Annotated in this window: 15 protein-coding genes and 3 pseudogenes; 4 read left to right on the forward strand and 14 right to left on the reverse strand. The window is 73.5% G+C overall.

Going from position 1 to position 24,778, the window contains the following annotated elements; all coding sequences use genetic code 11:
• Nucleotides 1-28 precede the first annotated feature (28 nt).
• Both Sm713_RS35800 and Sm713_RS35805 read right to left on the reverse strand, forming a co-directional pair.
• Nucleotides 29-1,251: pseudogene (locus Sm713_RS35800) on the reverse strand (RNA-guided endonuclease InsQ/TnpB family protein).
• A 212-nt stretch (nt 1,252-1,463) separates the two neighbouring features.
• Nucleotides 1,464-2,738, reverse strand: a complete 1,275-nt coding sequence (locus Sm713_RS35805) for an MFS transporter (RefSeq protein ID WP_212914106.1) — start codon at nt 2,736-2,738, stop codon at nt 1,464-1,466.
• A 269-nt stretch (nt 2,739-3,007) separates the two neighbouring features.
• On the opposite strand from Sm713_RS35805, the gene valS reads away from it, so the two are divergent.
• Together valS and Sm713_RS41880 are read left to right on the forward strand one after the other, a co-directional pair.
• On the forward strand, nt 3,008-5,644 hold the full coding sequence (gene valS / locus Sm713_RS35810; RefSeq protein WP_212914107.1) for a valine--tRNA ligase: 2,637 nt from the start codon (nt 3,008-3,010) through the stop codon (nt 5,642-5,644).
• 104 nt (nt 5,645-5,748) lie between these two features.
• Nucleotides 5,749-6,936 (forward strand): phospholipid scramblase-related protein, encoded by a 1,188-nt coding sequence (locus Sm713_RS41880; RefSeq protein WP_212914108.1) that lies wholly within the window; start codon nt 5,749-5,751, stop codon nt 6,934-6,936.
• Nucleotides 6,937-7,095: 159 nt separating this feature from the next.
• On the opposite strand, the gene Sm713_RS35820 is transcribed toward Sm713_RS41880, so the two are convergent.
• Nucleotides 7,096-8,067 carry a DUF2510 domain-containing protein gene (locus Sm713_RS35820; protein WP_212914109.1) on the reverse strand — a complete coding sequence of 324 codons (972 nt, stop codon included), beginning with the start codon at nt 8,065-8,067 and terminating at the stop codon, nt 7,096-7,098.
• A gap of 355 nt (nt 8,068-8,422) precedes the next feature.
• Here Sm713_RS35820 and Sm713_RS35825 point away from each other — a divergent pair.
• Nucleotides 8,423-11,093: pseudogene (locus tag Sm713_RS35825) on the forward strand (AAA family ATPase).
• A gap of 56 nt (nt 11,094-11,149) precedes the next feature.
• Here Sm713_RS35825 and Sm713_RS35830 read toward each other — a convergent pair.
• From Sm713_RS35830 to Sm713_RS35875, 10 genes are all read right to left on the reverse strand, one after another.
• The gene (locus tag Sm713_RS35830) at nt 11,150-13,453 is read right to left on the reverse strand and encodes a PQQ-binding-like beta-propeller repeat protein (RefSeq protein WP_212914110.1); all 2,304 of its coding nucleotides are present in this window, start codon (nt 13,451-13,453) and stop codon (nt 11,150-11,152) included.
• Between the two features lie 10 nt (nt 13,454-13,463).
• Nucleotides 13,464-13,925 carry a hypothetical protein gene (locus Sm713_RS35835; protein ID WP_212914111.1) on the reverse strand — a complete coding sequence of 154 codons (462 nt, stop codon included), beginning with the start codon at nt 13,923-13,925 and terminating at the stop codon, nt 13,464-13,466.
• Nucleotides 13,922-15,850, reverse strand: a complete 1,929-nt coding sequence (locus Sm713_RS35840) for a protein kinase (protein WP_212914112.1) — start codon at nt 15,848-15,850, stop codon at nt 13,922-13,924. The genes Sm713_RS35835 and Sm713_RS35840 overlap by 4 nt, the downstream gene beginning before the upstream one ends.
• Before the next feature lie 216 nt (nt 15,851-16,066).
• The gene (locus Sm713_RS35845; protein WP_212914113.1) at nt 16,067-16,870 is read right to left on the reverse strand and encodes an SDR family NAD(P)-dependent oxidoreductase; all 804 of its coding nucleotides are present in this window, start codon (nt 16,868-16,870) and stop codon (nt 16,067-16,069) included.
• Between the two features lie 154 nt (nt 16,871-17,024).
• Nucleotides 17,025-18,173, reverse strand: a complete 1,149-nt coding sequence (gene pcaD, locus Sm713_RS35850; protein ID WP_212914114.1) for a 3-oxoadipate enol-lactonase — start codon at nt 18,171-18,173, stop codon at nt 17,025-17,027.
• The gene (locus Sm713_RS35855) at nt 18,170-19,603 is read right to left on the reverse strand and encodes a lyase family protein (protein WP_212914115.1); all 1,434 of its coding nucleotides are present in this window, start codon (nt 19,601-19,603) and stop codon (nt 18,170-18,172) included. Before Sm713_RS35855 ends, pcaD begins: the two co-directional genes overlap by 4 nt.
• A 44-nt stretch (nt 19,604-19,647) precedes the next feature.
• Nucleotides 19,648-20,316, reverse strand: coding sequence for a protocatechuate 3,4-dioxygenase subunit alpha (pcaG, locus tag Sm713_RS35860; RefSeq protein ID WP_212914116.1), 669 nt, complete (start codon nt 20,314-20,316; stop codon nt 19,648-19,650).
• Nucleotides 20,316-21,086, reverse strand: a complete 771-nt coding sequence (pcaH, locus tag Sm713_RS35865; protein WP_212914117.1) for a protocatechuate 3,4-dioxygenase subunit beta — start codon at nt 21,084-21,086, stop codon at nt 20,316-20,318. The genes pcaG and pcaH overlap by 1 nt, the downstream gene beginning before the upstream one ends.
• Nucleotides 21,087-21,321: 235 nt before the next feature.
• Nucleotides 21,322-22,014: a CoA transferase subunit B gene (locus tag Sm713_RS35870; RefSeq protein WP_212914118.1), complete on the reverse strand. Its 693-nt coding sequence runs from the start codon at nt 22,012-22,014 to the stop codon at nt 21,322-21,324.
• Nucleotides 22,014-22,769: a CoA transferase subunit A gene (locus Sm713_RS35875; protein ID WP_212914119.1), complete on the reverse strand. Its 756-nt coding sequence runs from the start codon at nt 22,767-22,769 to the stop codon at nt 22,014-22,016. Before Sm713_RS35875 ends, Sm713_RS35870 begins: the two co-directional genes overlap by 1 nt.
• A 345-nt stretch (nt 22,770-23,114) precedes the next feature.
• Between Sm713_RS35875 and Sm713_RS35880 the strand changes: the two are divergent.
• Nucleotides 23,115-23,561, forward strand: a pseudogene (locus Sm713_RS35880) (MarR family winged helix-turn-helix transcriptional regulator); the annotation flags it as partial.
• Nucleotides 23,562-23,700: 139 nt separating this feature from the next.
• Here the strand turns inward: Sm713_RS35880 and Sm713_RS35885 are convergent.
• Nucleotides 23,701-24,777 carry an ATP-dependent DNA ligase gene (locus tag Sm713_RS35885; RefSeq protein ID WP_212914120.1) on the reverse strand — a complete coding sequence of 359 codons (1,077 nt, stop codon included), beginning with the start codon at nt 24,775-24,777 and terminating at the stop codon, nt 23,701-23,703.
• Nucleotide 24,778: the final 1 nt, after the last annotated feature.

The raw sequence follows: 24,778 nt of genomic DNA on the forward strand, positions 1-24,778 counted from the left end.
CTGCGACTCTTTTGACATCCTCGCCCACTTAGAGGAGGGCAATCCCCGCCTGCCGTGCCGTTGCCGGGCGCGGCTTCGGATGGGTTCCTGCTTCATCGCGCTGTGCCGGGAGGAAGCCCGGTCTTACCTGCGCTCCACGGGCTGTCACGGCCAGTCCGGCCGCCTTTGCGACGTTGACCGCCGCGTTGATGTCTCGGTCCAGCACCGTCCCGCACGACCCACACGTCCACTCACGGACGTGCAGGGGCTTGGCGCCATCCTTGACGCCGCAGGCCGAGCAGACCTGAGAGGTGGGCTCGAACCGGCCGATGCGCACGAACGTCCTGCCGTACCGGCTGCTCTTGTACTCCAGCATGGCGACGAACTGGGACCATCCGGCGTCGTAAACGGACTTGGCCAGACGTGTGCGGGCGAGTCCCTTGACCGCCAGGTCTTCCACCGCGATTGCTTGGTTCTCGCGGATCAGCTTGGTGGAGAGCTGGTGGTGGAACTCCCGTCGCGCATCGGCCACCCGCGCATATACGCGGGCGACCTTTAGCCGGGCCTTGTTCCTGTTGGCGCTGCCTTTCTCCTTGCGAGACAGGGTCCGCTGCGCCTTCTTGAGCTGCTTCTCAGCCCGGCGCAGGAAACGAGGGCTGTCGATCTTCCGGCCGTCGGACAAGACGGCGAAGTGCCCCAGTCCCAGGTCCATGCCCACCTCCGGCGCGGCGGCAAGGACTCCTTCCGGGCCGGTTTCCACGACGAACGACGCGAAGTACCTACCGGCGCTGTCCTTGAGCACGCTCACGCTGGACGGGGCGGAGGGCAGGCAGCGGGACCACTTGACCGTCACGTCACCGATCTTGGGAAGCCGCAGCTTCCTGCCGGGGGTGATCTTCCATCCCGCGTTCGCGGTGAATCGGATCGCCTGGCGGGTGTCTCTCTTCGACTTGAAGCGGGGTGGCCCCATCTTCGGGCGCCGACCCTTCAGGGAGTCGAAGAAGTTCCGGTAGGCACTCTCCAGGTCCCGAAGGGACTGCTGGAGGATCACTGACGAGACCTCGGCCAGCCACGCCCGTTCCGGGGTCTTCTTCGCGGCCGTGAGCCGCTTGGACAGCTCGGCGGAGGTAACCAACGCCAGCCCGGCCGCCCGGGCCTCCTCACGAGCACGCAGTGCGTCGTTGGAGACCACCCGGGCGCAGCCGACGCCCTTGCCAGCGCAGTGCGCTGGGGGCCGTTCGGATAGAGGCGGAAAGAATACCGAAGCTGCACAGCAACCACCATACATACCTGGCTTATGCCACCATGTCGGAATCCGAACCCCGTTGCACGTACGAGCCGCCACGTCATCCGCAACCTGCATGTTCCGACCCGCACAGGAGCCGGCGAGGTTCAGCCGTTCACCTCCGCCTCGCCTTCGGTTGGTACGGGTCACTCGCCCCTCCAACCGCCACCTGTGAACTCGGACCGCGTCCGGCCGGAGGTCACCGCTCCAGTTCCGCGAACGCCCGCTCCGGAAGCCGCAGGTACACCACCGACGACACCAGGCAGAGCACCGCCACGTACCAGGGGAAGAGGCCCGCGTTCCCGAGCTGCTTGAAGAGGGTGCCCACATAGGGCGCGGTGCCGCCGAACAGCGCCACCGTGAGCGAGTACGGGAAGCCGATCCCGGCGGCCCGCACCCGCGCCGGGAAGACCTCCGCGTTCACCGCCGCCGATATCGAGGTGAACCCGGTCAGCAGCACCAGGCCACCGCTCTGCACGAGCAGCAGCGTCAGGAACGAGCCGTCCAGGGCGTGCAGCAACGGCACGCTCAGCAACGCGAAGCCCACCCCGAAGAACAGCAGCAGCGGCCGCCGCCCCCACCGGTCCGACAGCGCGCCGCCCACCGGCTGCAACAGCGCGAAGAACGCCAGCGCGATGGTGCCCGCCCACAGGGCGTCGCCCTTGGCAACGCCCGCGTTCAACTCGGCGTAGGTCGGCAGGTACGAGGTCCAGGTGTAGTACGCGAGGGTGCCGCCCGCCGTGATGCCGCAGATCAGCAGGGACGCCCGCGGGTGGCTGCGCAGCGCGTCGAACAGGCCGGGCCTCGGCGCCTGCTGCCGGCGGTTGTCGAGGGTCTCCAGCGCGCCCTGCCGGATCCAGAAGCCCACCAGGCTGAGCACCGCTCCCAGCAGGAACGGCACCCGCCATCCCCAGCCGTCCATCTGCCCGCCCGACAGCGCCGCGACCAGCGCCGCGGAGACACCGGACGCGATGAGCTGGCCCGCGGTGGTGGACACGTACTGGAAGCTGGAGAACAGCCCGCGCCTGCCCGGTCGCGCGGACTCCACGAGGAAGGTGGTGGACGCGGCGAACTCGCCGCCCACCGAAAGGCCCTGGAGCAGCCGGGCGAGCACCAGCACGACGGGGCCGAACACCCCGGCCGCCGCGTAGGTGGGCGTCAGCCCGACCAGCAGGCTGCTGCCGCCCATCAGCAGGATGGTGAGCGTCAGCGCGGCGCGCCTGCCGTGCCGGTCCGCCACCGCTCCCAGCAGGAGCCCGCCCACCGGGCGCATGAAGAACCCCACCGCGAACACCGCGAAGGTCGACAGCAGCGGCACCAGCGAACTGCCGGACCCCTTGGGGAAGATCTGGTCGGCGATGTACGTGGCCAGGAACGTGTACGCATACCAGTCGTACCACTCCACCGCGTTGCCCACCGAGGCCGCGAGGAGCTGGCGCACCGGGCGCCGGGTGGGCGTGAGCGTTTCTGTCATGACCGCGACCTTCCCCCCGTTCCGGCGTCCGCACACGCCCCAAGGGCACAGCCTGCCGCGCGGTGCCGCGGCCGGCGGCGCCCGACGGCGACATTTCATACCGTCGTCACACTCGGGCCCGGCAGGTGCGGCCCCGCGGGCAGCCGTCATGCGCCGTGTCCCCGAAGCCGTGGTGACCGGCCCCCGGGCGGCCGTCGGGCGGCCGTCAGGGGCGTGTCCGCGGAAAATCCCGCGCCCGCCCGGAGCGCCCGTGGCTACCATTCCGGGGCATGGCAGACACCCATCGCCGTCACGGCGCACCCGAGCGGCCCGTCCTCGACGGGCTGGAAGAGAAATGGTCCGGGCGATGGGACGAGCAGCGCGTACACGTATTCGACGCCACCCGTGCCACGCGGCGCGACGAGGTCTTCTCCATCGACGCCCCGCCGCTCACCGCCAGCGGTTCGCTGCACGTCGGCCACGTCTTCTCGTACACCCACACCGACACCGTCGCCCGCTTCCAGCGGATGCGGGGCAAAGAGGTGTTCTATCCGATCGGGTGGGACGACAACGGCCTGCCCAGCGAGCGGCGGGTGCAGAACCACTTCGGGGTGCGCTGTGACCCGTCCCTGCCCTACGACCCGGACGCCACCCCGCCCGAGCGGCCCGGCAAGCACCCCGTCCCGGTCTCCCGGCGCACCTTCGTCGAACTGTGCGACCAGCTCACCGCGCAGGACGAGAAGGAGTACGAGCGGGTGTGGCGTCGCATCGGGCTGTCCGTCGACTGGGGACGCGCCTACCGGACCATCGACGCCTCGACCCGGGCCGCCTCCCAGCGGGCGTTCCTGCGGAACCTGGCGCGCGGCGAGGCCTACCGCGCTCAGGCCCCGACGCTGTGGGACACCACGTTCCGCACCGCCGTCGCACAGGCGGAGCTGGAGGAGCGGGAGTGGCCGGGCGCGTACCACCGGCTGCTCTTCACGGGCCCGGACGGCATGCCCGTGCCCGTCGACACCACCCGGCCCGAACTGCTGCCCGCCTGCGTCGCGCTGGTCGCCCACCCGGACGACGAGCGCTACCGCTCCCTCGTCGGCACCACCGCGGGCACCCCGCTCTTCCACGTCCGGGTCCCGGTGCTCGCCCACCGCCTCGCCGACCCGGAGAAGGGCACCGGCATCGCCATGGTGTGCACCTTCGGCGACACCACCGACGTCACCTGGTGGCGGGAGCTGGACCTGCCCACCCGGCCGGTGATCGGGCGGGACGGCAGGTTCGCCGCCGAGCCGCCGCCCGGTGTCGCCGCGCCGGGTGCCCGCGAGGCCTACGCCCGTCTCGCGGGCGCCACCGCGCACACCGCGCGCGAGCGCGTCGTCGAACTGCTGCGTGCGGACGGCGCCCTGGAAGGCGAGCCGCGCCCGATCAGGCACCCGGTGAAGTTCTTCGAGAAGGGCGAGCGGCCGCTGGAGATCGTCACCAGCCACCAGTGGTACCTGCGCAACGGAGGCCGCGACGCCTCGCTCCGCGAGCGCCTGCTGGAGCGCGGCGCCGAACTGCGGTGGCACCCACCGCACATGAGGACCCGCTACGAGAACTGGGTCGGCGGCCTCAACGGCGACTGGCTGATCAGCAGGCAGCGCTTCTTCGGGGTGCCCATCCCGCTCTGGTACCCGCTCGGCCCCGACGGCCGCCCGGACCACGACCGGCCGATCGTTCCCGACGAGGCCGGCCTGCCCGTCGACCCGAGCGCCGAGGCGCCGCCCGGATACCGGGAGGACCAGCGCGAGCGGCCCGGCGGGTTCACCGGCGAGCAGGACGTCATGGACACCTGGGCCACCTCGTCGCTGACCCCGCAGATCGCGGGCGGCTGGGGCACGGACCCGGAGCTGTTCGCCCGGGTCTTCCCCATGGACCTGCGGCCCCAGGCCCACGAGATCATCCGCACCTGGCTGTTCTCCACCGTGGTCCGCTCCGAGGCCGAGCACGGGACGCTGCCCTGGCGGCACGCCGCCATCTCCGGGTGGATCCTCGACCCCGACCGCAAGAAGATGTCCAAGTCCCGGGGGAGGGTGGTGACACCCGAGGAACTGCTCGACACCTACGGCTCCGACGCGGTCCGCTACTGGGCGGCCTGCGCCCGGCCTGGCGTGGACACCGCCTTCGAGACCGGGCAGATGAAGATCGGCCGGCGGCTGGCGACGAAGCTGCTGAACGCCGGCAGGTTCGTCCTGGGCCTCGCGGACACCGCGTCCGAAGGACCGGAACCCCTGGGCCCCGCCGCGGAGGACGGTGCCGCAGGCCTTCCGGACGCCGGGGCCGTCACCGAGCCGCTCGACCTGGCGCTGCTCGCCGAACTGGCCGACGTGGTCGCCGAGGCCACCGCCGCGTTCGAGGAGTTCGACCAGGCCCGCGCCCTGGCCGGGACCGAGCGGTTCTTCTGGCGGTTCTGCGACGACTACCTGGAGCTGGTCAAGGCCCGTGCCTACGGCGACCAGGACGGCGGCGCGGAGGGGGCGGCCGCCCGCTCCGCGCGGGCCGCGCTGCGGCTGGCGCTCGACACCCTGCTGCGGCTCTTCGCGCCCGTGCTGCCCTTCGTCACCGAGGAGGTGTGGTCCTGGTGGCGGGACGGCTCCGTGCACCGCGCCGCCTGGCCCGACGCAGAGCGCATCCGGCAGGCGGCCGGCGACGCCGACGCCGGGTTGCTGGCGACGGCGGCCGACGCCATCGCCGCGGTGCGCAGGGCCAAGTCCGAGGCCAGGCTGTCGCTCAGGACCGAGGTCGCGGGCGCGGTGGTGACCGCTCCGCGGGACGTGCTCGACCGTTTCGAGTCCATCGCCGAGGACGTCCGGGCGGCCGGCCGGATCGGCGTGGTGGAGCGCGCCCCGGCCCGGACACCGGACGCGGCGCTGGAGGTGAGCGTGCGGCTGTGACGTTCCGGGGCCGGCTGAAGAGGGGGACTCGGCCGGCCCCGTGGGGCGAGAGCCGCATCACAGGTGCTGGTAGCCCCGGGGCACCTGCGCGGTAGTGTGCTTCGGTGACGACGCAATCGAACACTCCTGCAGGCTGGTACCCGGACCCGTACGGCGCACCGCAGACACTGCGGTGGTGGGACGGATCCCGCTGGACCGAGCACACCCATGCCGGCCAGCAGGGCGCGCCGGCACAGCAGGCGGGGCAGCAGGGGCAGCAGCAGGGCCACGGTCAGCACATACCGCAGCAGGCCCCGCGCGGGAACCAGCAGGCCCCCGGGGCACAGCAGTTCGGCCAGCCGGAAGCGGCTCAGTATCCCGGCAGTGGGGGTCAGTATCCCGGCGGTGCGGGTCAGCAGCCGGGTGGTGGGGGTCAGTACCCCGGTGGCGCGGGTCAGCAGCCGGGTGGAGGGGGCCAGTACCCCGGTGGCGGGGGCCAGTACCCCGCCGGTGCCGCCCAGCAGCCCGGGTACCAGCAGCCGGGCCAGCAGTTCCAGCAGCAGCAGTTCCAACAGCAGCCCGGCCAGCAGCAGTTCCAGCAGCAGCCCGGTCAGCAGTTCCCCCCGCAGCCGGGCCAGGCGCCCCGCGAAGCGCCCCGGGTGCAGCGGCAGGTGCAGCAGCGGGCCGGGGTCGCCCCCACCGGCCAGGGCGGCGGCACGCTCTTCACCGAGCCGGTGCTGGTCGTCAACCAGAAGGCGAAGCTGATCGAGCTGACGAACGAGTACAGCGTCTTCGACCAGCACGGCAACACGCTCGGCTCGGTGGCCGAGATCGGGCAGAGCACGCTGAAGAAGGCCCTGCGCTTCGTCTCCAGCGTCGACCAGTTCATGACCCACCGGCTGGAGATCCGCGACGCCTACGGTCAGCCGCACCTCATCCTGACCCGGCCCGCGAAGATCATGAAGTCCCGGGTGCTCGTGAACCGCCCGGACGGATCGCAGGTCGGCGAGATCGTCCAGGAGAACATGATCGGGAAGATCAACTTCGCGATGAGCGCGGCCGGCCACCAGGTCGGCGCGATCAGGGCGGAGAACTGGCGCGCCTGGAACTTCTCCATCGTGGACCACGCCGACAACGAGGTCGCCCGGATCACCAAGACCTGGGAGGGCCTGGCCAAGACGATGTTCACGACCGCGGACAACTACGTCCTGCAGATCCACTACCAGCTGCCGGATCCCCTGCTGAGCCTGGTGGTGGCGACCGCGCTCACCGTGGACACCGCCCTCAAGCAGGACGCGCGCGGCTGGGGCTGAGCGCGAGCGGAGCGGGCGGCAGGGGCCGACCCCTGCGCGGCAGGGACAGAACCCGTCCGCCGTGCCCGCTCGGTGCCGAGCGGTCCGCCGCGGCCGGCCGGGCCGGCGTGCGGCGTGGTGGTGGCACGGGCCCCCGAAGCCCCGCGCCACCGCCCCTGCTCACACGTTCCTGCCGTTGCCGCCGCCACCCGAGAGCGCGGCCCTCTTGATGCCCGACGTGATCTTGTCCATCGTGGCCACGCCCGGCGCGGCGGGGTTCACGTCGAATCCGAAGCGCACCACCACGAGCACGTTCTTGCTCGCGGGTGACGGGAACGCCAGCGACTCGACGTAGCCGTCGTCGCCCTTGCTCGTCACGACCTTCCAGCGCACCAGGTAGCCCTTCTCGCCCGCCACCGTCACCGCGCGTGCGGCAAGCTGCTGGTGGGACGAGATCTTGCCGTAGACCTTCCCGCCGTACGAGTCCTTGGCGTTCTGCTCGATGTCCGCCTCGGCCACCGCCTGAGCCGTCGTCTGCTTCAGCTTCAGCGCCACCGCGGGGGCCGAGCTGGCGCCGCCGCGCACGCACTGCTGCGTGCCGTCGCCAGGGCACTTGTACGGGCCGGTGGTCACCTGGGCGCCCACGGGCAGCGACTCGCCCTGCCAACCGTCAAGCACCGGCAGGCTGATGCCGCTCATCGGGTCGGTGGCGTAGCCGTCCTCGCTTCCCTGGCCCTGGCCCGGGCCCGGCGCGTCGGGTGCGCCGGGGCCATCGGGTGCGCCGGGACCGTCAGGGGCACCGGGGATGCCCGGCGCGTCGCCCCCGCCGCCCTGCCGGGACGGCGCGGACGACGGCTGCGACGATGCCGAGTCGCTGCCGCCGTCGGAGGTGAGCGCGTAGATCCCGCCGCCGATGCAGGCCAGCACGACCAGCACGACCACCGCCCCGATCCACGCGCGCAGCCCGCGCCGCCGTCCCCCAGGCGCGGCGGGCGCACCCGGCGGATACCCGGGCGGCCCCCACCCGGCCGCGGTCTCGGCGGGCCGGACGCTCTGCGTCCAGGCACTGCCGTCCCACCAGCGCTCGGTGCGCGGTCCGTCACTTGTCTGCCCGGGGTCGGGGTACCAGCCGGGGGGAGTCACCTGGGTCATGAACACACAGTAGGAGCAGAGCCTGAAAACCGGATGAGAGGGGCGGCACAAAACCATCCGGACGGCCCGGCCCACCGCCGCGCCGCCTCCCGCCCGGCCCCGGCGACGGCACCCCCGGGTGACCGCCGGGACGCGGCCGCAACCGCCGCCCGAACCGCCGCCCGCAACCGCCGCGGGCCACGGTGGCGTCCCCCCGCGGATCCTGTCGGGCATCCGCCATTACCACCCATCGGGGCACCGCGTCCGGGAATCATCGCTGTTTGCATGTCCCTTGGCGACGAGGCTTCCCATGGACAGACGTCCGGCTAGTCTCTGGGCGGTGAACGCGGGCGTCGACACCAGAGGAGGTGGCAGGATGACACAGGGCCTGCCGGAGGACACAACCCCGGCGGCGCTGTGGGAGCGCGACGGCGAACTCGCCGCCGCCGAAGCGGCCCTCGACGCGCTCTGTGCGGGTGCAACGCCCGGCAGCCTGCTCGTCTACCGCGGCGAAGCCGGCATCGGCAAGACGGCACTGCTCGCCGAGGTGGGCAGGATCGCCACGGGCCGGTGCACGGTCTGGAGCGCACGCGGCGGCGAGACCGTCACGTCCGTGCCGTTCAACGTGGTGCGCCAGTTACTGGCACCCGCGCTGCTGACGCTCGGCCCCGCCCAGGCGCGGGCGTACTTCGGCGACCGGCTGGACGTCGCGGGACCCGCGCTCGGCATCGCCGAGCCGAGCGGCGGCCTGCGCGACCCCCAGGGAGTCTGCGACGCCCTCGTCTCCGCGGTGCGCAGGATGGCCCGGACCACCTGGCCGCTGGTCCTGCTCGTCGACGACGCGCAGTGGGCCGACCTGGAGACCCTGCACTGGCTCGCGGCATTCGCGGAGCGCCTCGACGACCTGGCCGTCCTCGTCGTGGTCGCGCACCGCCCCGCCGAGGCCACCGCTGACGCCGCGGAGCTCCTGGAGCGGATCGGCGCCGCCGCCCGGCCCAGCGCCACCCTGCGCGCCCTCACCCCCGACGCCACGGCGGGACTGACCCGCGCCTCGCTGGGCGCGCACGCCGACACCCCGTTCTGCCGCGAGGTGTGGGCGGTGACCGGCGGCAACCCGTACGAGACCGTGGAACTCCTCGCCAAGGTGCAGGACAGCGGGCTGCCGCCGGCGGAGTCGGCCGCCAAGGAACTGCGCGCGCTGAACAGCTCGGCGCGCGGCCGGGGCCTGGTCGCCCGCCTCGAAGGGCTGGGCACCGACGCCACCCGGTTCGCCTGCGCCGCCGCCGTGCTCGGTAACGAGATCCCCCTCGACCTCGCCGCCACGCTGGCCGGCATGGGCGCCGACGAGGCCAGGCGCTGCGCGGACCGCTTGGGGGCCGCCCGCATACTGCGCCGGGCGGACGACGCACCCGACGGGGCGGAGCGGCTGGAGTTCGTCCACCCGCTGATCGCCGGCGCCGTCTACAGCTCGATCCCCGCCGCCATGCGCACCGCGATGCACGGCCAGGCGGCCTGGGCCGTCACCGAGTCGGGGCTGGGCGCGGCGGCCGCCGCCCGCCACCTCCTCGAAGTCCACCCGGACGGCGACCCGGACCTCGTGGAGCAGATGCGCGAGGCGGCCCGAGAGCACCTGGCCGTCGGAGCGCCCGACGCGGCACGCCGCTGCCTGGAACGGGCGCTGCGCGAGCCGCCGCCACCCGATGTGCAGGCCCGCGTGCTGTACGAGCTGGGCTGCGCCACGCTCCTCACCTCGCCCGCCACCACCATCGGTCACCTGCGCGACGCCCTCGGCATGCCGGGCCTCGACGGGGACGTCCGGGTGGACGCGGTCTGCCGGCTCTCCCAGGCGCTGGTGCACAACGGCCAGCTGGAGGAGGCGGTGGCCGCCGTGGACGCCGAGGCCGACCGGCTGGAGGCGGGACCCGCGCGGATGCGGTTGCAGGCCGTCCACTACATGTGGGAGGGCATCCACGCCGGCCAGGAGGACTCCCCGGGCCGCTCCCGCAGCCTGGCCGCCCTCGCCGCGCCGCTCGCCGGGCGTGACAACTCCGAGCGCGCCCTGCTGATCCTGCGCGCCTTCGACGCGATGACCCGCGGAGAGAACGCCGAGGAGGTCGTCGAGCTCTGCGACCGCGTCCTGGTCAACGGCCGCCTGGCGCCCGGCCTCGGCTGGACCGACACCGAGTGGGGCTTCGAGCTGCTGGTGATGCTCGGCAGCGCCTACGCCTTCACCGACCGCCTGGACCGCGCGGAGGCACTGTTCAGCGAGGCACTGCTCGCATACGAGAGTGCCGGCTGGAGCGGCGCCCACCTCGCCCTGGCCCACGCCTTCGTGGGCTACGTGCACCGGCGGCGCGGTCGGCTCGCGGACGCCGAGGCCTACCTGCGCGAGGGCCTGAGGCTCGCCGACCGCGTCGGCCACGGCCTGCCGATGCACTGGGACGCCGCCTGCATGCTCATCGACACCCTGCTCGCCCGCGGCCGTCCGCAGGCGGCGCAGGAGATCGCCGAGCGCTACGAGTTCGCGCCGCCCTACCCGGCCACGATCGTCCTGCCCGAGGTGCACTCCGTACGCGGCAGGCTGCTGCTCGCGACCGGCCGCACCCGGGACGGCGTGAGCGAGCTGGAGGCCGCCGAGAAGGTGGCGGCGGCCCGCGGCCGGCACAACACCGTCATGGCGCCCTGGGCCGGTGACCTCGCCCGCACCCTGGCACCGGAGGACCCGGCACGTGCCGGGGCGCTGGCCGCCGACGCCCGGGTGCAGGCCGAGCGGTTTCGGCACCGACACCGCCATCGGAGAGGCCCTGCGGTGCGCCGCCGCGCTGGCCCGCGGGCAGCAGCGCATCACGCTGTACGCGCGTGCCGCGGCCTACCTGGAAGCGTCTCCCTGCGCCTACGAACACGCCGTCGCACGGGTCGAGTACGGCATCGCGGCCCGGTCGGTCGCGGAACTGCGCAGAGGGCTGACGCTCGCCAGGTCGTGCGGTGCGGAGGGGCTGGTGGCACGGGCTGAGGGGGTGCTGGACCGGGGTAGGGGGCTGCGCTAGGGCTCTCGTCACATGCCGGGCCGACCGCGGGGTAGGACGGAGAGCGCCACAGGACCTCACACGGTGAGCGCGCACGTCAGCAAGGAGGTCCCGTTGGAGAACCACAGGCGGTCGCCCGAGGTCACCGCCGCCCAGGGCGGGGACACGGTGTCGATCCGGTAGGGGAGGTGCCAGACCTGACCGCCGTCCGCGAGGGAGTATCCGTACAGACCTGGATGGCTGCCGCCGTCGGTGCCGACCAGGACGAGGCCGCCCCGGACGCCCAGCAGCTGGTGGATGCCCTTGCCCAGGTCCCGCGTGTTCCACAGCCGCCGTCCGTCACGCAGGCGGTAGGCCGTGAGCGGGCCCTGCCCGGTGGTGACGTCGGCTGAGGAGGGCGGGGCGGTGAAGAGGGTGTCACCGGCGGGGACGAGCTGTCGCAGGTCCTCCTCTTGCCGTCGCCACCGGGTCGTGCCGTCGGCCGCGTCCAGGACCGCGATGGAACCGCTCACGGGATCCTGCTGGAGGGCCACCGCGGTGCCGCTGCCGGCAAGAAGCGCCATCGAGGCCAGCGACTCGACCACGATCGGGAAGGTACCGGTGCCCAGTCCACTGGGCACCGTCCACAGCGGGTGGCCGTCGGTCAGCCGGAGGGCGGTCAGCTCGGGGGTGTCGTAGGTGAAGGCAACGGTCAGCCGGGTGTTCGGGTTCTTGATGATGCCCAGGACGTCGGGGGCGTAGCTCCACAGGGTCCTGCCGGAACGGGCCTCCAGGGCGTAGAGGGTGCGGCGCTCGGACGTGCCGCCCTGCCTCCGCGTCACGCACAGCAGCACCCCGCCGCGCGGGTAGACGGAGGTCGGGGCGTGGCGGTGCCAGCGCGTCGAGCCCGTGCCGTCGACCGCGTACAGTTCCCCGGTCGCGCGTGAGGTGATGTACGCCCACCCCTCGCTGCCCGCCTGTACGGCCAGGTCCGTGGAGTCAGGGCGGCCGTCGCCGGGCGGGGCGAAACGCCACCGGGGGGTGCCGGCCGCCAGGTCGCGGGCGTGCACGGCACCGTCGGAGTCGATGACGTACACCGTGTGTCCGTCCGTCACGGACGCGGCGTTGCCGTACGGCTCGGTCTGCCAGACGGTCCTGCCGGTGTCCGGGTCCAGCGCGGCCGCTCCCGCGTCGTCGCCGCCTCCCACCAGAAGCCGTCCGCGGGCCGCCGTCCACACCTTGGTGAAGCCGTCCGGGAGGGGCTGCTGACCCAACAGGCGCGGTCGCGGTGTCCGGTCGGCCGAACTCCCTCGGGTGAGGTACCAGCCCCCGAGCGCCGCCGCCGCGACCCCGCCGCCCACCGCGGCGAGCACCCGGCGCCGTCCCCACCGGCGGGCCCGCCCGTGCGCCAGTGCGTCCCGGGCCGTCTCCTCGCGCCGCACCACTTCCTGTCGTACTGCCTCCGGCAGCCAGCCGGAGCCCGGCAGAGCCGGCGCGCCGAACAAGGCAGGCAGCTCGGGCACCTTCGGCCGCTTCCACGGCTCCTTTCCCAGGCACGCCGCGAGGGCCTCGCGCAGTGTCTCCGGGGTTCCCTCCAGGTCCGGTTCCTCATGCACCGTGCGGTACAGAAGGATGTGCAGGCCACTCGTTCCGAAGGCGCCGCGGCCCGTGGTGGCGAACACCAGGGCGGCGCCGAGCGAGAAGACGTCCCCGGCCGCCGTACAGGTGCGTCCCGAGATCTGCTCCGGCGGCATGTACCCGGCGGTGCCGACGAGCTGGCCGGTGCCGGTCATCACGGCCCCGTCCACGGCGCGCGCGATACCGAAGTCGATGACTCTGGGGCCGTCCGCGGTCAGCAGGATGTTGGAGGGCTTCAGGTCGCGGTGCACCACGCCCGCCGCGTGGATGGCGGCCAGCGCCTCGGCGAGACCGGCGGCCAGGCCGCGCACCGTCTCCTCCGGCATCGGGCCGTGTGCACCGACGGCGTCGCTGAGGGAGGGGGCGGGCAGGTAGGCGGTGGCCAGCCAGGGCCGCGCGGCGTCGGGGTCGGCGGCCAGGACGGGGGCGGTGAACGCGCCGCTGACTTTGAGGGCGGACTCGGTCTCGGCGCGAAACCGCTCGCGGAAGCGCTCGTCCTGGGCGTAGCTCTCCCGTACCACCTTCACCGCCACCGGCCGCCCGGCCCGGGTGGCGGCCAGGTAGACCCGGCCCATTCCCCCGGAGCCGAGCAGCCGGACCACCCGGAAGGGGCCGATGGTCGCCGGGAGCGGTGCCGGTGACGGTTCCTCGAGCGGGGAGGGACCGGGGTGCTGGGCGGGGGATGGCTCGGGCGCGTCGGTGGCGGCCGGTTCCGGCCAACGGGCCGGGGCGGGCTCGGCCGGCTGCGGCGGGGGAGAGGACATGGCGGTACGGTCATCCGGCGTCCGTCCGATATGCCCGGACCCGGCCGCCTCCGCTGAGGAACACCCTGTTGTCCCGCACCGCCACACCCCATGTCTCGGGCATCTGGCTGCCGCTACCGCCCGCGATGTCGGGCGGCGAGGCGGACGGCGGGGCGTATGGCGACGGCATGGCCGGGATGGAGCGCGGCTTCTCACGAAGCGCCCACAGCTGCTTGCCGTCCGACGTCCGCAACGCCAGGCAGCCGGCCGTGTCCCCGCCCAAGGCACTCTGCCCGTTGATCGAGAGGGTGCTGAACAGGACAGCGGTCACCTTCTCGGAGGCGGCGATGGTGTGGCCGAGCTGGGACAGCGTCAGGGGGCTCTCGACGCGCCACCGGACCTTGCCGGTGCGCAGTTCGACGGCATTGACACTGCTGAGGTCGTTGGCCAAGGCCAGGCCGCCGACCACGACCGGGGCGGATGCCAGGGTCATGGCCACCGTCCAGCGGCGGTGCCCGAGCGCGCGGCATCGTAGGCCGTCAGTCCGCCGTTCGCGTCGACGGCGATCAGCAGGTCGCCGGCCGCGGTGAGAGACGGATCGAGGTAGCCGTTGGACTGCGAACCGCCCTGGAGTCGCCCGTCGGGATCGGCGGTGACCTTCTGGGACCACCTGGAGGAGCCGTCCGCCGCATCCAGGGCGTGCAGGGTCAGCCCGTCGTCGGTGCCCTCCGCGTAGTAGAGGCCGCGGCCGTCGGCGACATAGCCATTGGCGTTCAGGGCGCCCGGGGCGGCGGACTTCTGCCAGCGGATGGTGCCATGGTCGAGGTCGATGGCGGCGACAGCCTGGGTGGAGGTGAACGAAGGAGCGGCCCCGACTTTGTTGACCATGCAGTAGGCGGTGGTGCCGTGAGCGGTCAGCATGGCTACCGGTGAGACGCCGGTGGGAAGGCCGTTCTTGGAGCGCACGCGGGCGGTGGCCGGGCTGGCGGTCGCCATGAAGTAATCCCCCGCGGCGGCCAGGCCGGTGCCCAGGCCCGAGAAGACCAGCTCCGTTCCCGCGTGCCCGAGGACCCGCTCTCCCAGAGCGAGCACATCGTCGCGCGCCGGCTTGCCGTCGGTCCCGGGGTTGTGCCTCCAGCGGAGGGTGCCACCGGCCGTGTCGAGCCCGGCCGCCGTGTTCATGCTGTCCTGCAGCACCAGCGTCGAGCCCAGGACGTCGAGTTGCGGGATGGAGGTGTAGATGGGGATGCCGGTCGTCCACAGGGGTCTGGGCGGGTCGGTGAGCACGACATCGGGCACGGCGGATCCCAGCGGCTTGCCGGCGCCGGCGTCCTTGCCGTTGTCGCCGTTCGTGTCGCCGTCGTCGCTGTTCATCCAGACCGCTGCGGCCACCGAGCCCGCCGCCAGCACGCCCAGGGCGGACAGCCCGCCGATCAGCGCCCGTCGGCGGCTGGGAAGGGCCTCCTTCCGTCCGGAGCCTGGCACCGCGCCGGGAGGGGGCGGGACCACGGCCAGCAGCTCGGCCTCGCGGGCCCGTGCCGCCAGGTCCTCCCGCAGAGCGGGGAAGCGGAGGGCCTCCGGGTCCGTGGGCGCCAGCAGGGCCAGCACATCCTCCGGGGAAGGCCGCCGTGACGGGGTCTTGTCCAGGCAGTGCAGCAGCAGATGCAGCGCGGCCGGTACACCGTGCAGGTCGGGCTCCTGCGTCACGATCCTCTGGAGTGTCCCCTTGTCACCCGGACCGAACGGGCCCTCCCCACAGGCCGCGTAGACCAGCACCCCGGCCAGCGCGAAGATGTCGCACTCCGGGCCGACGTCGTGGGACGAGGCGACCTGCTCGGGCGCCATGAAGGCAGGGGACCCGATCAAGGCGCCGGTGCGGGTCAGCCGGGTCTCGCCGAGGGCCCTGGTGATGCCGAAGTCGATGACACGGGGGCCTTCCCGGCCGAGCAGCACGTTTCCCGGCTTGAGGTCGCGGTGCACCAACCCGGCGGCATGGATGGCCTGGAGGGCCTCGGCGAGACCGGCCCCCAAGGCGCGCACCGCGGGCTCCCGGAAGGATCCGTGGGAGCCCACCGCCTGGTCGAGCGTGGGACCGGGGACGTACGCCGTGGCCACCCAGGGGCGGTGCCCATCGGTGTCGGCATCCACGACGGGCACCGTGTAGACGCCTCTGACCCTGCGGGCCGCGGCCACCTCCCGGCGGAAGCGGCTGCGGAAGGCGGGATCGTCCGCGTACTCCTCCCGTACCTGCTTGACCGCCACCAACCGGCCGGAGAAAGTTCTGCACAGGGACACCACGCCCATCGCGCCGCCTCCGAGCGAGCGCATCACGACGTAGGGGCCGATGGTGGCCGGCGGAGCGCCGCCCGGCTCTCCGGAACCCGGCTCCAGCCCCAGGCCCGGCCTCTGCGCTTCCATGGCTCCCCCCGCGTGTCCGCACGTTGTCCCGGCGCCTGCACCGGCGTGGGCAGGGACGTCGCACCGCGGCATTCAATTCCTCCGGCGACGCGGGTCCCCCGGCCAAGGCCCGCGGGAGTGGCGGAAAGGAGTCGGCCGCGGGTGGTGCAGGTGCCGGTCCGGCCATTCAGGAGGTCCTGGACGAAGATCTGGCCCGGTGGAGGCGGCGTCCGCCCGTCAGGAGGCGAGCAGGCGATCCGTGACGGCGAGCAGCTTGCTGCGGACGTCCCGGTCGTACGTCTGCGGATGGGCGCGGGTCAGGCGGGTGCCGTTGAAGTACGCCCCGTTGTGGTGGATGCCGGTGTCCGTGGCGGCCAGCGCCAGCACGGCCGCCATGCCCTCGTCGACCGACGAGTGGGGCGTGAAGCCGCTCTTGCGGACCAGCTCGGTGTCCATGTAGGTCGCGGGGTGCAGCACGTTCACGGACACCCCGGAGCCGGCCAGCTCCTCGGCCAGCGCGAAGGTGTACGCGACGAGCGCGAACTTGCTGCGCCGGTACGCCTCCACCCCCACGTAGCCCGAGGTGAACTCGATGTCGTCGAAGTCGATCGGCACCTGGCCCGCCGAGCCGACGTTGACGATCCGCGCGGGCGCGTTCTTGCGCAGCACGGGCAGCAGGGCCCGGGTCAGCGCAACGGGCGCGAGGTAGTTCACGGCGAGCCTCAGCTCGTGCCCGTCCGCGCTCTGCGCGCGCTCCTCGCCGGGGGCGCCGAAGCCGACGCCCGCGTTGTTGACCAGCACGTCCAGGTCCGGGTGGGCGGTGGCCACCCTTATGCCCAGGGCCCGCACCTCGGCGAGCGAGGAGAGGTCGGCGACGACGGCGTGCGCCTCGCCGCCCGCGTCGTCGATCTCGGCGGCCAGCCGCGCCGTGCGGTGCGCGTCGCGGCCGTGCACCACGACGGTATGACCGATGCGGGCCAGCTCGAAGGCGAGGCGGCGGCCGAGGCCCGAGGTGGCTCCGGTGAGCAGAACGGTGGACATGGCGCTTCCCTTCCCGTGCAGAACACGATCGTCGCCCTGGTCCGGTCCGGCCGCGGGGACGGCACACGGAATGTCGCTCCCGAAACCGTGCGCTCGCCCCGTGTGTACGCCCAGGCGGGGTACCCGGCGTGCCCGCGCGAAACCTGCTTTCGGGTCAGGAGTCCGCGGTGCCCGTGCCGTCCGCGCCGGCCACTTCCTCCGCCAGCACCCGCTGGGCGACCGCGAAGGCGGAGTTGGCCGCCGGGACACCGCAGTAGATGGCGCTCTGGAGCAGCACCGCGCCGATCTCCTCGGGGGTGAGGCCGTTGCGGCGCGCCGCGCGGACATGCATGGCCAGCTCGTCGAGGTGCCCGTGCGCGACCAGCGCCGTCAGCGTGACCATGCTGCGCTCCCGCCGGGAGAGCGTGGTGTCGGTCCAGATCTCGCCCCACGCGTAGCGGGAGATGAAGTCCTGGAAGCGGGCGGTGAAGTCAGTCGTACGGGACTGGGCGCGGTCCACGTGCGCGTCCCCGAGGACGGCACGGCGCGCCGCGATGCCGCGCGGCGGGTCGCCTTCGAGGTGGGCGCGCAGCGCCCCGAGCACCGCGGCGGGCCGCTCGGCGGGGGCCAGGTGGGGTGTGCCCGGCAGCTCGGTGAGCAGGGCGCCGGGCACGGCGTCGGAGATCTCGCGCAGGTGCTCGGGCGGCGTCGCCCGGTCCTCGCGGCCGGCGACGAGCAGCGTGGGCGCGGTGACTTCCGAGAGCCGGTCCCGGATGTCGAAGGCGGCCAGCGCGTCGCAGCAGGCCGCGTAGCCGGCGGGGTCGGTGGTGCGGAGGTCCTCCACCAGTGCGGGGTCGCTGAAGCCGGGGGTGAACCAGCGCGAGTTCGCCGTCTCCACCAGCTTCCCCATGCCCGCCTCGCGGACCTGCGCCGCGCGCTCGCGCCACGCCGTCCCGGCGCCGAAGTGGGCGGAGGAGCAGATCACCGCGAGGCTGGATATCCGCTCGGGGTGGTGCACGGCGAGGTGCAGCCCGACGGCGCCGCCGAGCGAGACGCCGGCGTAGGCGAACCGCTCGATGTCCAGCGCGTCGGCGAGCGCCAGGACCAGAGCGGCCAGGTCGCCCACGGTGGCGCCGGGGCCGATCAGGGCGGGGCTGGATCCGCCGTGGCCCGGCAGGTCCCAGCGGATCACCCGGTGGGTGGTGGTCAGCTCGGGCGCGACGCCGTCCCACAGTCTGGTGGAGGTGCCGAGCGAGGGCCCGAGCAGCAGCGGGGGAGCGGTGGGCGCGCCTTCGGCGCGGTGGTGCAGCAAGGTTTCGGTCATGAGCGTTCCAGAGCGCGATCGGTGAGGTCGGCGGCGTGGCCCGTGTAGCGGGCCGGGTCGGTCAGTTCGGCGAGGTCCAGGCCGAGGGAGGCGATCTCGGGCAGGCCGGCGAGGACGTCCGTGAGCATCCGGCCCTCGCCCTCGGCGCGCCCGGCCGCCTCGGTCAGCAGCTGCTTGGCGCGGGCCCTGCCAAGCCGTGGGGCCAGCTCGGCGGAGAGCCGCTCGGACACGATCAGGCCGTGGGTGAGGTCCAGGTGCGCGCGCATCCGGTCCGGGTGCACCCGCAGGCCCTCGGTGAGTTCCACGGCGTCCCGGGCGGCGCCGCCGGTCAGCCTCAGCAGGTCGCGCAGCGGCTCCCACTCGGCGTGCCAGGAGCCGGAGGGCCGCTCGTCGGGTGCGGTGAGCGCGGCGCACAGGGCGGCCGCCAGCAGGGGTGCGCGCTGGGCGGCGGCGATCAGCAGGGTGGCGCGGACCGGGTTGGCCTTGTGCGGCATGGCGGAGGAGCCGCCCCGGCTGCCCTCGGCCAGCTCCCCGATCTCGGTGCGCGAGAGGGTGGCGACATCGACGGCGGGCTTGCCGAGGGCGGCGGCGGCGAAGGCCAGCGCCGCGGCCAGGTCGGCCACCGGGGTGCGCAGGGTGTGCCAGGGCAGCACGGGCCGGGCGAGACCGGTCTGGCGAGCGTAGGCGTCCAGCAGGGCGTCTGCCGCGGAGGCGTCCGCCGCATCGTTCGCGTCCGCTCCGGAGCGGACGCCCGCCGGGTCGGTGGCACCCCTTCCCTCCCCCTGTCCCGCCGCGGCCGGGCCGGCCGCGGCAAAGGCGGTGAACGCGGCCAGCGTGCCGGCCGCGCCGCCGAGTTGGCAGGGGAGTGCCGCGCGTACCGCCCGGACGCGGTCGCGGGCGTCCAGCACCAGCGAGCGCCAGCCGGCTGCCTTCAGCCCGAACGTGGTGGGCACGGCGTGCTGGGTGAGGGTGCGCCCCGGCATCGGGGTGGTGCGGTGCCGGGCGGCGAGCCCGGCCAACGCCTCTGCCGCGCGGTCGAGGTCGGCCTCGATCAGGCCCAGGGTGCGCGCGGCCATCAGCATCATGGCGGTGTCCATGATGTCCTGGCTGGTGGCGCCGCGGTGCACGTACTCGCCGTACTCCGCGGGGACTCCGGCCGTGAGGTCCGCCACCAGCGGGATCACCGGGTTGCCGCCCGAGCGGGCCCGCAGCGCGAGATCCCGGGCGTCGAACCGGCCGGCGTCCGCGGCGGCCGTCACCGCTTCGGCCGCCGCGCCCGGGGCCAGTCCCGCCGCGGCCTGGGCGCGTGTCAGGGCGGCCTCCGCGTCCAGCATCGCCTGGAGGAACGCGGTGTCCCCGGTCGCCGCCTCGGCGGGCGAGCCTGCCCGCCCGGGCGAGAGCAGGCCGGTGTCGGCGTCGGCCCCTGCCACAACCACTCCCTTCGCTGCGCGCTGCCCCGCGGGTCCGCGCGCCCTTAGTCGAACCGGAGGAAGACCGTCTCCCCGTCGCCCTGCAACCGGATGTCGAAACGGTATGTCCGGTGCTGCTCGGGGCGGGCGATCAGCGTGTCGCGGCGCTCGGGCGGCAGCCCGGCGAGCAGCGCGTCGCCGGGCCGCTCCGTGCCGCCGTCGGCCGCGGCCTCGGTCCCGGTGCCGGACAGGCCGTCGGCCAGGTAGGCGCGGGTGAAGAGGTGGTGCAGCAGGCCGCGTGCGAAGACGCACACGCTGATGTACGGCACGCCCGGGTTGCCGGGCGGCAGGGTGCGCAGCGCGTAGTGGCCGTCCGCGTCGGTGCCGACCCGGCCGAAGCCGGTGAAGTCGGTGCCGTTGCGGCCCAGGTACCCGCCGTTCACGGTGTCCCGGCGCAGCGAGCCGGGCCGCCCGGCGAGCGAGCCGTCCGGGGCGCTCTGCCAGAACTCCAGCAGCGCGTCGGGCACGGGGGCGCCCTCGCCGTCCAGGACGTACCCGTGCAGGGTCAGGGCGTCGGGGTGACCCTTGGGCGCGACCTCGCCGCCGTCGGGGAACGGGAGCGCGTAGCCGTAGAACGGGCCGACGGTGTGGGACGGCGTGGGTGGCAGGGGTGGGTTGGACGCTGCTGGCAGGGTCGGGTTGGACGCCGTGGGCCGGGGCGGTGTGGTGGTCATCAGCGGCCTTCCTCGATCCAGGTGGCACTCGGCCCGTCCAGGACGATGTCCCACTCGTAGCCGAGCGAGAACTCGGGCTGTGACAGCTCGTGCCGGTACGCGGCGACCAGGCGGGCGCGGGCGGCCTCGTCGGTCACCGACTGCAGGATCGGGTCGTAGGCGAACAGCGGGTCGCCGGGGAAGTACATCTGCGTCACCAGGCGCTGGGTGAACGCGCTGCCGAAGACGGAGAAGTGGATGTGCGCGGGGCGCCACGCGTTGGCGTGGTTGCGCCAGGGGTAGGCGCCCGGCTTGATGGTGGTGAAGGTGTAGCGGCCCTCGTCGTCGGTGAGGGTCCTGCCGACGCCGGTGAAGTTGGGGTCCAGCGGAGCCGGGTGCTGGTCGCGCAGGTGGGCGTACCGGCCGGAGGCGTTGGCCTGCCAGAGCTCCACGAGCTGGCCGCGCACCGGGCGGCCCCTGCCGTCCAGCAGCCGCCCCGACACGGTGATCCGCTCGCCCAGCGGCTGGCCCTGGTGCTGGACGGTCAGGTCGTTGTCCGTGTCCGTGACGTCCGTGGCGCCGAAGACGGGCCCGGACAGCTCGACCACCTCCGGGTCGCCGCCGTCCACCGCCACCAGCGGCTGGGTGGGGTGGCGCAGGACCGAGCTGCGGTAGGGGGCGTAGTCGCGCGAGGGGTGGTGCTGGATCGGGGCGCCCGCCGTCCGTGCGGCTTCGTAGGCGCTCTGGAGGTCGCCGACCTCCTTGTCGATGTCCGATTGGGTGAGAGCCATGGGGGACTCCAGGAGTGGGAGGGAGAGCGGATGTTCTTGCCGTAGGGGAGGCCGGGTGACCGGCCCGTCAGCCCGTCAGGGGGACGCTGCCGTTGCCGGGCGTGGCCCCGTCCACCTGCGTTCAGCCCGGTGGCGGCCGGTTCGGGGTGCGACCGGCTCGGGGTGCGGTCGGTCCGGACGCCGTGGTGGTCCGGGGAGCGGCGCGTCCGGGGGTGCGGCGCGCCGCTGGGGGTCGTCAGTGGCCGGGGACGGCGTCCTCGCTGGACGTGCCGTCCGGTGCCGCCCTGCCGTTGCCGTCCGCGCCGTGCACCTTGGCCGCGGTTCTCGCGCGTACCTCGTCGGGGGTGGCGCCGGGCGCGCACTCCACGAGGCGCAGGCCGTCCGCGGTGACGTCGAGCACGGCTATGTCGGTGATGATGCGGTCCACGCAGGCCTTGCCGGTCAGCGGCAGGTCGCACTCCTCGACGATCTTCGGCGTCCCGTCCTTGGCGGTGTGCGTCATGACCGCGATCACCCGGCGGGCGCCGTGCACCAGGTCCATGGCGCCGCCGATGCCGGTGATCATCTTGCCGGGCACGGCCCAGTTCGCCAGGTCGCCGTGCTGCGACACCTGCATGGCACCGAGCACCGCCACGTCGATGTGGCCTCCGCGGATCATGCCGAAGGAGAGCGCCGAGTCGAAGAAGGAAGCGCCCGGCAGGACGGTGACGGTCTCCTTGCCGGCGTTGATCAGGTCCGGGTCCACCTGGTCCTCGACGGGGTAGGGGCCGACGCCGAGGATGCCGTTCTCCGACTCCAGCACCACCTCGACCCCCTCGGGGAGATGGTTGGGGATCAGGGTCGGCAGGCCGATGCCCAGGTTGACGTACTGCCCGTCCTCCAGCTCCCGGGCCGCCCGTGCCGCCATCTGCTCGCGTGTCCACGCCATCAGCCGCGCACCGTCCTCTTCTCGATCGCCTTGTCCGCGGCCTGCTGCGGGGTAAGGGCCAGCACGCGCTGGACGAAGATGCCGGGCAGGTGCACCGCGTCGGGGTCGATGTCGCCCGGCTCCACGAGCTCCTCCACCTCGGCGATCGTGATCCGGCCGGCCATCGCGGCCAGCGGGTTGAAGTTCCGGCTGGACTTGTTGAAGACCAGGTTCCCGTGCCGGTCGCCCACGGCCGCGCGCACCAGCGCGTAGTCGGTGCGGATGCCGTGCTCCAGGACGTACGGGGTGCCGTCGAACTCCCTGACCTCCTTCGCGGGCGAGGCCACGGCGACGCCGCCCTGCCCGTCGTACCGCCAGGGCAGCCCGCCGTCGGCGACCTGCGTGCCGACACCGGCGGGGGTGTAGAACGCGGGGATGCCGGCGCCGCCGGCCCGCAGCCGCTCGGCCAGCGTGCCCTGCGGGATCAGCTCGACCTCCAGCTCACCGGCCAGGTACTGCCGGGCGAACTCCTTGTTGGCGCCGATGTAGGAGCCGGTGACCCGGGCGATCCGGCCCGCCGCGAGGAGCACGGCGAGCCCGGAGTCCATCGCGCCGCAGTTGTTGGACACCACGCTCAGGTCCGTCACGGCGCGCTCGTGCAGAGCCTCGATCAGGGCGTTCGGCACGCCGCTCAGGCCGAAGCCGCCCACGGCGAGCGACGCCCCGTCCGGGACGTCCGCCACCGCTTCGGCGGCGGACGCGACCACCTTGTCCATCCGTGCAGCCCCACCTCTCGGGAGTGCCGGTGCCGCCCGGCGCCCGAGCCGCGCGGCGGACGGCCGCGGGGCCACGGACGACGGGCGCTCGGCCGGCGTCTCTCCGTAATTAGTCAGCGCACTGAGTATTTCAGCGAACCGTCCCTCACGCTGCCACCGCTCCCGCGATGCGTCAATACCCTTGTGCTGCCAGGACGCCTGCTAGGCCGCATCATCCGTAACGGTCGACACAGGGCAGGGAACGAGAGATTATGTTCAGTGCACAGACTGATTCAGTGCACCGATTTCTTCCCGGCAGCGAGCCCGGCACGAGCCGGTGTGCCGAACGACCGAGCGGAGGACCCCATGGCGGCGGTGGACCTGACCACCCACCCCGGGCACCTGGCCCGGCGGCTCCAGCAGGCGCACTACCTGCTCTGGAGCACCATGGTCTCCGAGGAGATCACCTCGCCGCAGTTCGCGGTGCTCAACACCCTGATGGCCGAGCCGGGGCTCGACCAGCGCACGGTGGGGGAGCGGGTGGGGCTCGACCGCTCCACGGTCGCCGAGGTCATCAGCAGGCTCGGCCGGCGCGGGCTGCTCGACAAGGTGCGCGACCCGGGTGACGGCCGCCGCTTCCTGCTGCGGCTCACGGACGAGGGGTCCCGGGTGCACCGCAAGCTGACCGTGCGCACCGCCCGGATGAACGAGGTGTTCCTCGCCCCGCTCTCCACCGCCGAGCGAGGCGTCTTCTTCGACCTGCTGCGCCGGGTCTCGGACGCGGCGGAGGGCCTGCGCAACCCCGGCGCGCCCGTGCCGCCGGCCGACGGTACCGGCACCGGTCCCGGTCCCGGTTCCGGTTCCGCCGAGACGGGGCAGGTTCCGGCTCCGGCGCCGCGGGGGGCCTGAGCCGGGCATCCGGCATGGCAGGCGGCCGGCCACCCGAGCCGGCTCAGGTGCGCGGCGGTGCGCCCAGGATCTCGGCGAGGTCGTAGCGGACCGGCTCCTCCAGCTGGGCGTAGGTGCAGCTCTCCGCCGTGCGGTCCGGGCGCCAGCGGCGGAACTGGGCGGTGTGCCGGAAGCGGGCGCCGTTCTCCATGTGGTCGTACGCCACCTCGCAGACCCGCTCCGGGCGCAGCGGCACCCAGGACAGGTCCTTCCGTCCCGACCAGCGGCTCGGCGCGCCGGGCAGCCGGGCGCTCTCGTGTGCGGACTCGTCCGCCCAGGACGCCCAGGGGTGGTCCCGGGCCGACGCCATCCGCAGCGGCTCCAGCTCCTCCGCCAGCTCGGCGCGGCGCCGCATCGAGAACGCCGCCGCCACCCCGACGTGCTGGAGGTGCCCCGCGCCGTCGTACAGCCCGAGCAGCAGCGAGCCGACCACGGGGCCGCTCTTGTGGTGGCGGTAGCCCGCCACCACGCAGTCCGCGGTGCGCTCGTGCTTGACCTTGAACATGACGCGTTCGTTCTGCCGGTAGCGCGCGTCCAGGGGCTTCGCCACGATCCCGTCGAGACCCGCGCCCTCGTACTGCTCGAACCACCTGAGGGCGAGCGCGGCGTCCCTGGTGGCGGGCGCGAGGTGCACCGGAGGCGTGACGTCCGCGAGCGCCCGCGTCAGCCCCTCGTGCCGCTCGTGGAGCGGGGAGCTCAGCAGCGCCTCGTCGCCGAGCGCCAGCAGGTCGAACGCGATGAACGTGGCGGGGGTCCGTTCGGCGAGCATCCGCACCCGGGAGTCCGCCGGATGGATCCGCTCGGAGAGCGCGTCGAAGTCGAGGTGGCCCTCCCGGGCGATCACGATCTCGCCGTCCACCACGCACCGCTCGGGCAGCCGCTCCGCCAGCGCGGCCACCAGCTCCGGGAAGTACCGGGTGAGCGGCTTGCCGGTGCGGCTGCCCAGCTCGATCTCGGGGCCGTCGCGGAAGACGATGGTGCGGAACCCGTCCCACTTGGCCTCGTACTGCATGTCCGGGGGGATGCTCGACACCAGCTTGGCGAGCATCGGCTTCACGGGCGGCATCACCGGCAGTTCCATA

This window comes from Streptomyces sp. TS71-3 (assembly GCF_018327685.1).
In the GTDB taxonomy this organism is placed as follows: domain Bacteria; phylum Actinomycetota; class Actinomycetes; order Streptomycetales; family Streptomycetaceae; genus Streptomyces.

Bases quoted from the DNA above. Each gene is read 5' to 3' on its own strand.
- valS (WP_212914107.1), top strand. From the start codon at position 3,008: ATGGCAGACACCCATCGCCGTCACGGCGCACCCGAGCGGCCCGTCCTC.
- Sm713_RS35840 (WP_212914112.1), bottom strand. From the start codon at position 15,850: ATGGAAGCGCAGAGGCCGGGCCTGGGGCTGGAGCCGGGTTCCGGAGAG.
- pcaD (WP_212914114.1), bottom strand. From the start codon at position 18,173: ATGACCGAAACCTTGCTGCACCACCGCGCCGAAGGCGCGCCCACCGCT.
- Sm713_RS35870 (WP_212914118.1), bottom strand. From the start codon at position 22,014: ATGGCGTGGACACGCGAGCAGATGGCGGCACGGGCGGCCCGGGAGCTG.
- Sm713_RS35830 (WP_212914110.1), bottom strand. From the start codon at position 13,453: ATGTCCTCTCCCCCGCCGCAGCCGGCCGAGCCCGCCCCGGCCCGTTGG.
- Sm713_RS35820 (WP_212914109.1), bottom strand. From the start codon at position 8,067: ATGACCCAGGTGACTCCCCCCGGCTGGTACCCCGACCCCGGGCAGACA.
- Sm713_RS35875 (WP_212914119.1), bottom strand. From the start codon at position 22,769: ATGGACAAGGTGGTCGCGTCCGCCGCCGAAGCGGTGGCGGACGTCCCG.
- Sm713_RS35885 (WP_212914120.1), bottom strand. From the start codon at position 24,777: ATGGAACTGCCGGTGATGCCGCCCGTGAAGCCGATGCTCGCCAAGCTG.
- Sm713_RS35845 (WP_212914113.1), bottom strand. From the start codon at position 16,870: ATGTCCACCGTTCTGCTCACCGGAGCCACCTCGGGCCTCGGCCGCCGC.
- pcaH (WP_212914117.1), bottom strand. From the start codon at position 21,086: ATGGCTCTCACCCAATCGGACATCGACAAGGAGGTCGGCGACCTCCAG.
- pcaG (WP_212914116.1), bottom strand. From the start codon at position 20,316: ATGACCACCACACCGCCCCGGCCCACGGCGTCCAACCCGACCCTGCCA.
- Sm713_RS35805 (WP_212914106.1), bottom strand. From the start codon at position 2,738: ATGACAGAAACGCTCACGCCCACCCGGCGCCCGGTGCGCCAGCTCCTC.
- Sm713_RS35835 (WP_212914111.1), bottom strand. From the start codon at position 13,925: ATGACCCTGGCATCCGCCCCGGTCGTGGTCGGCGGCCTGGCCTTGGCC.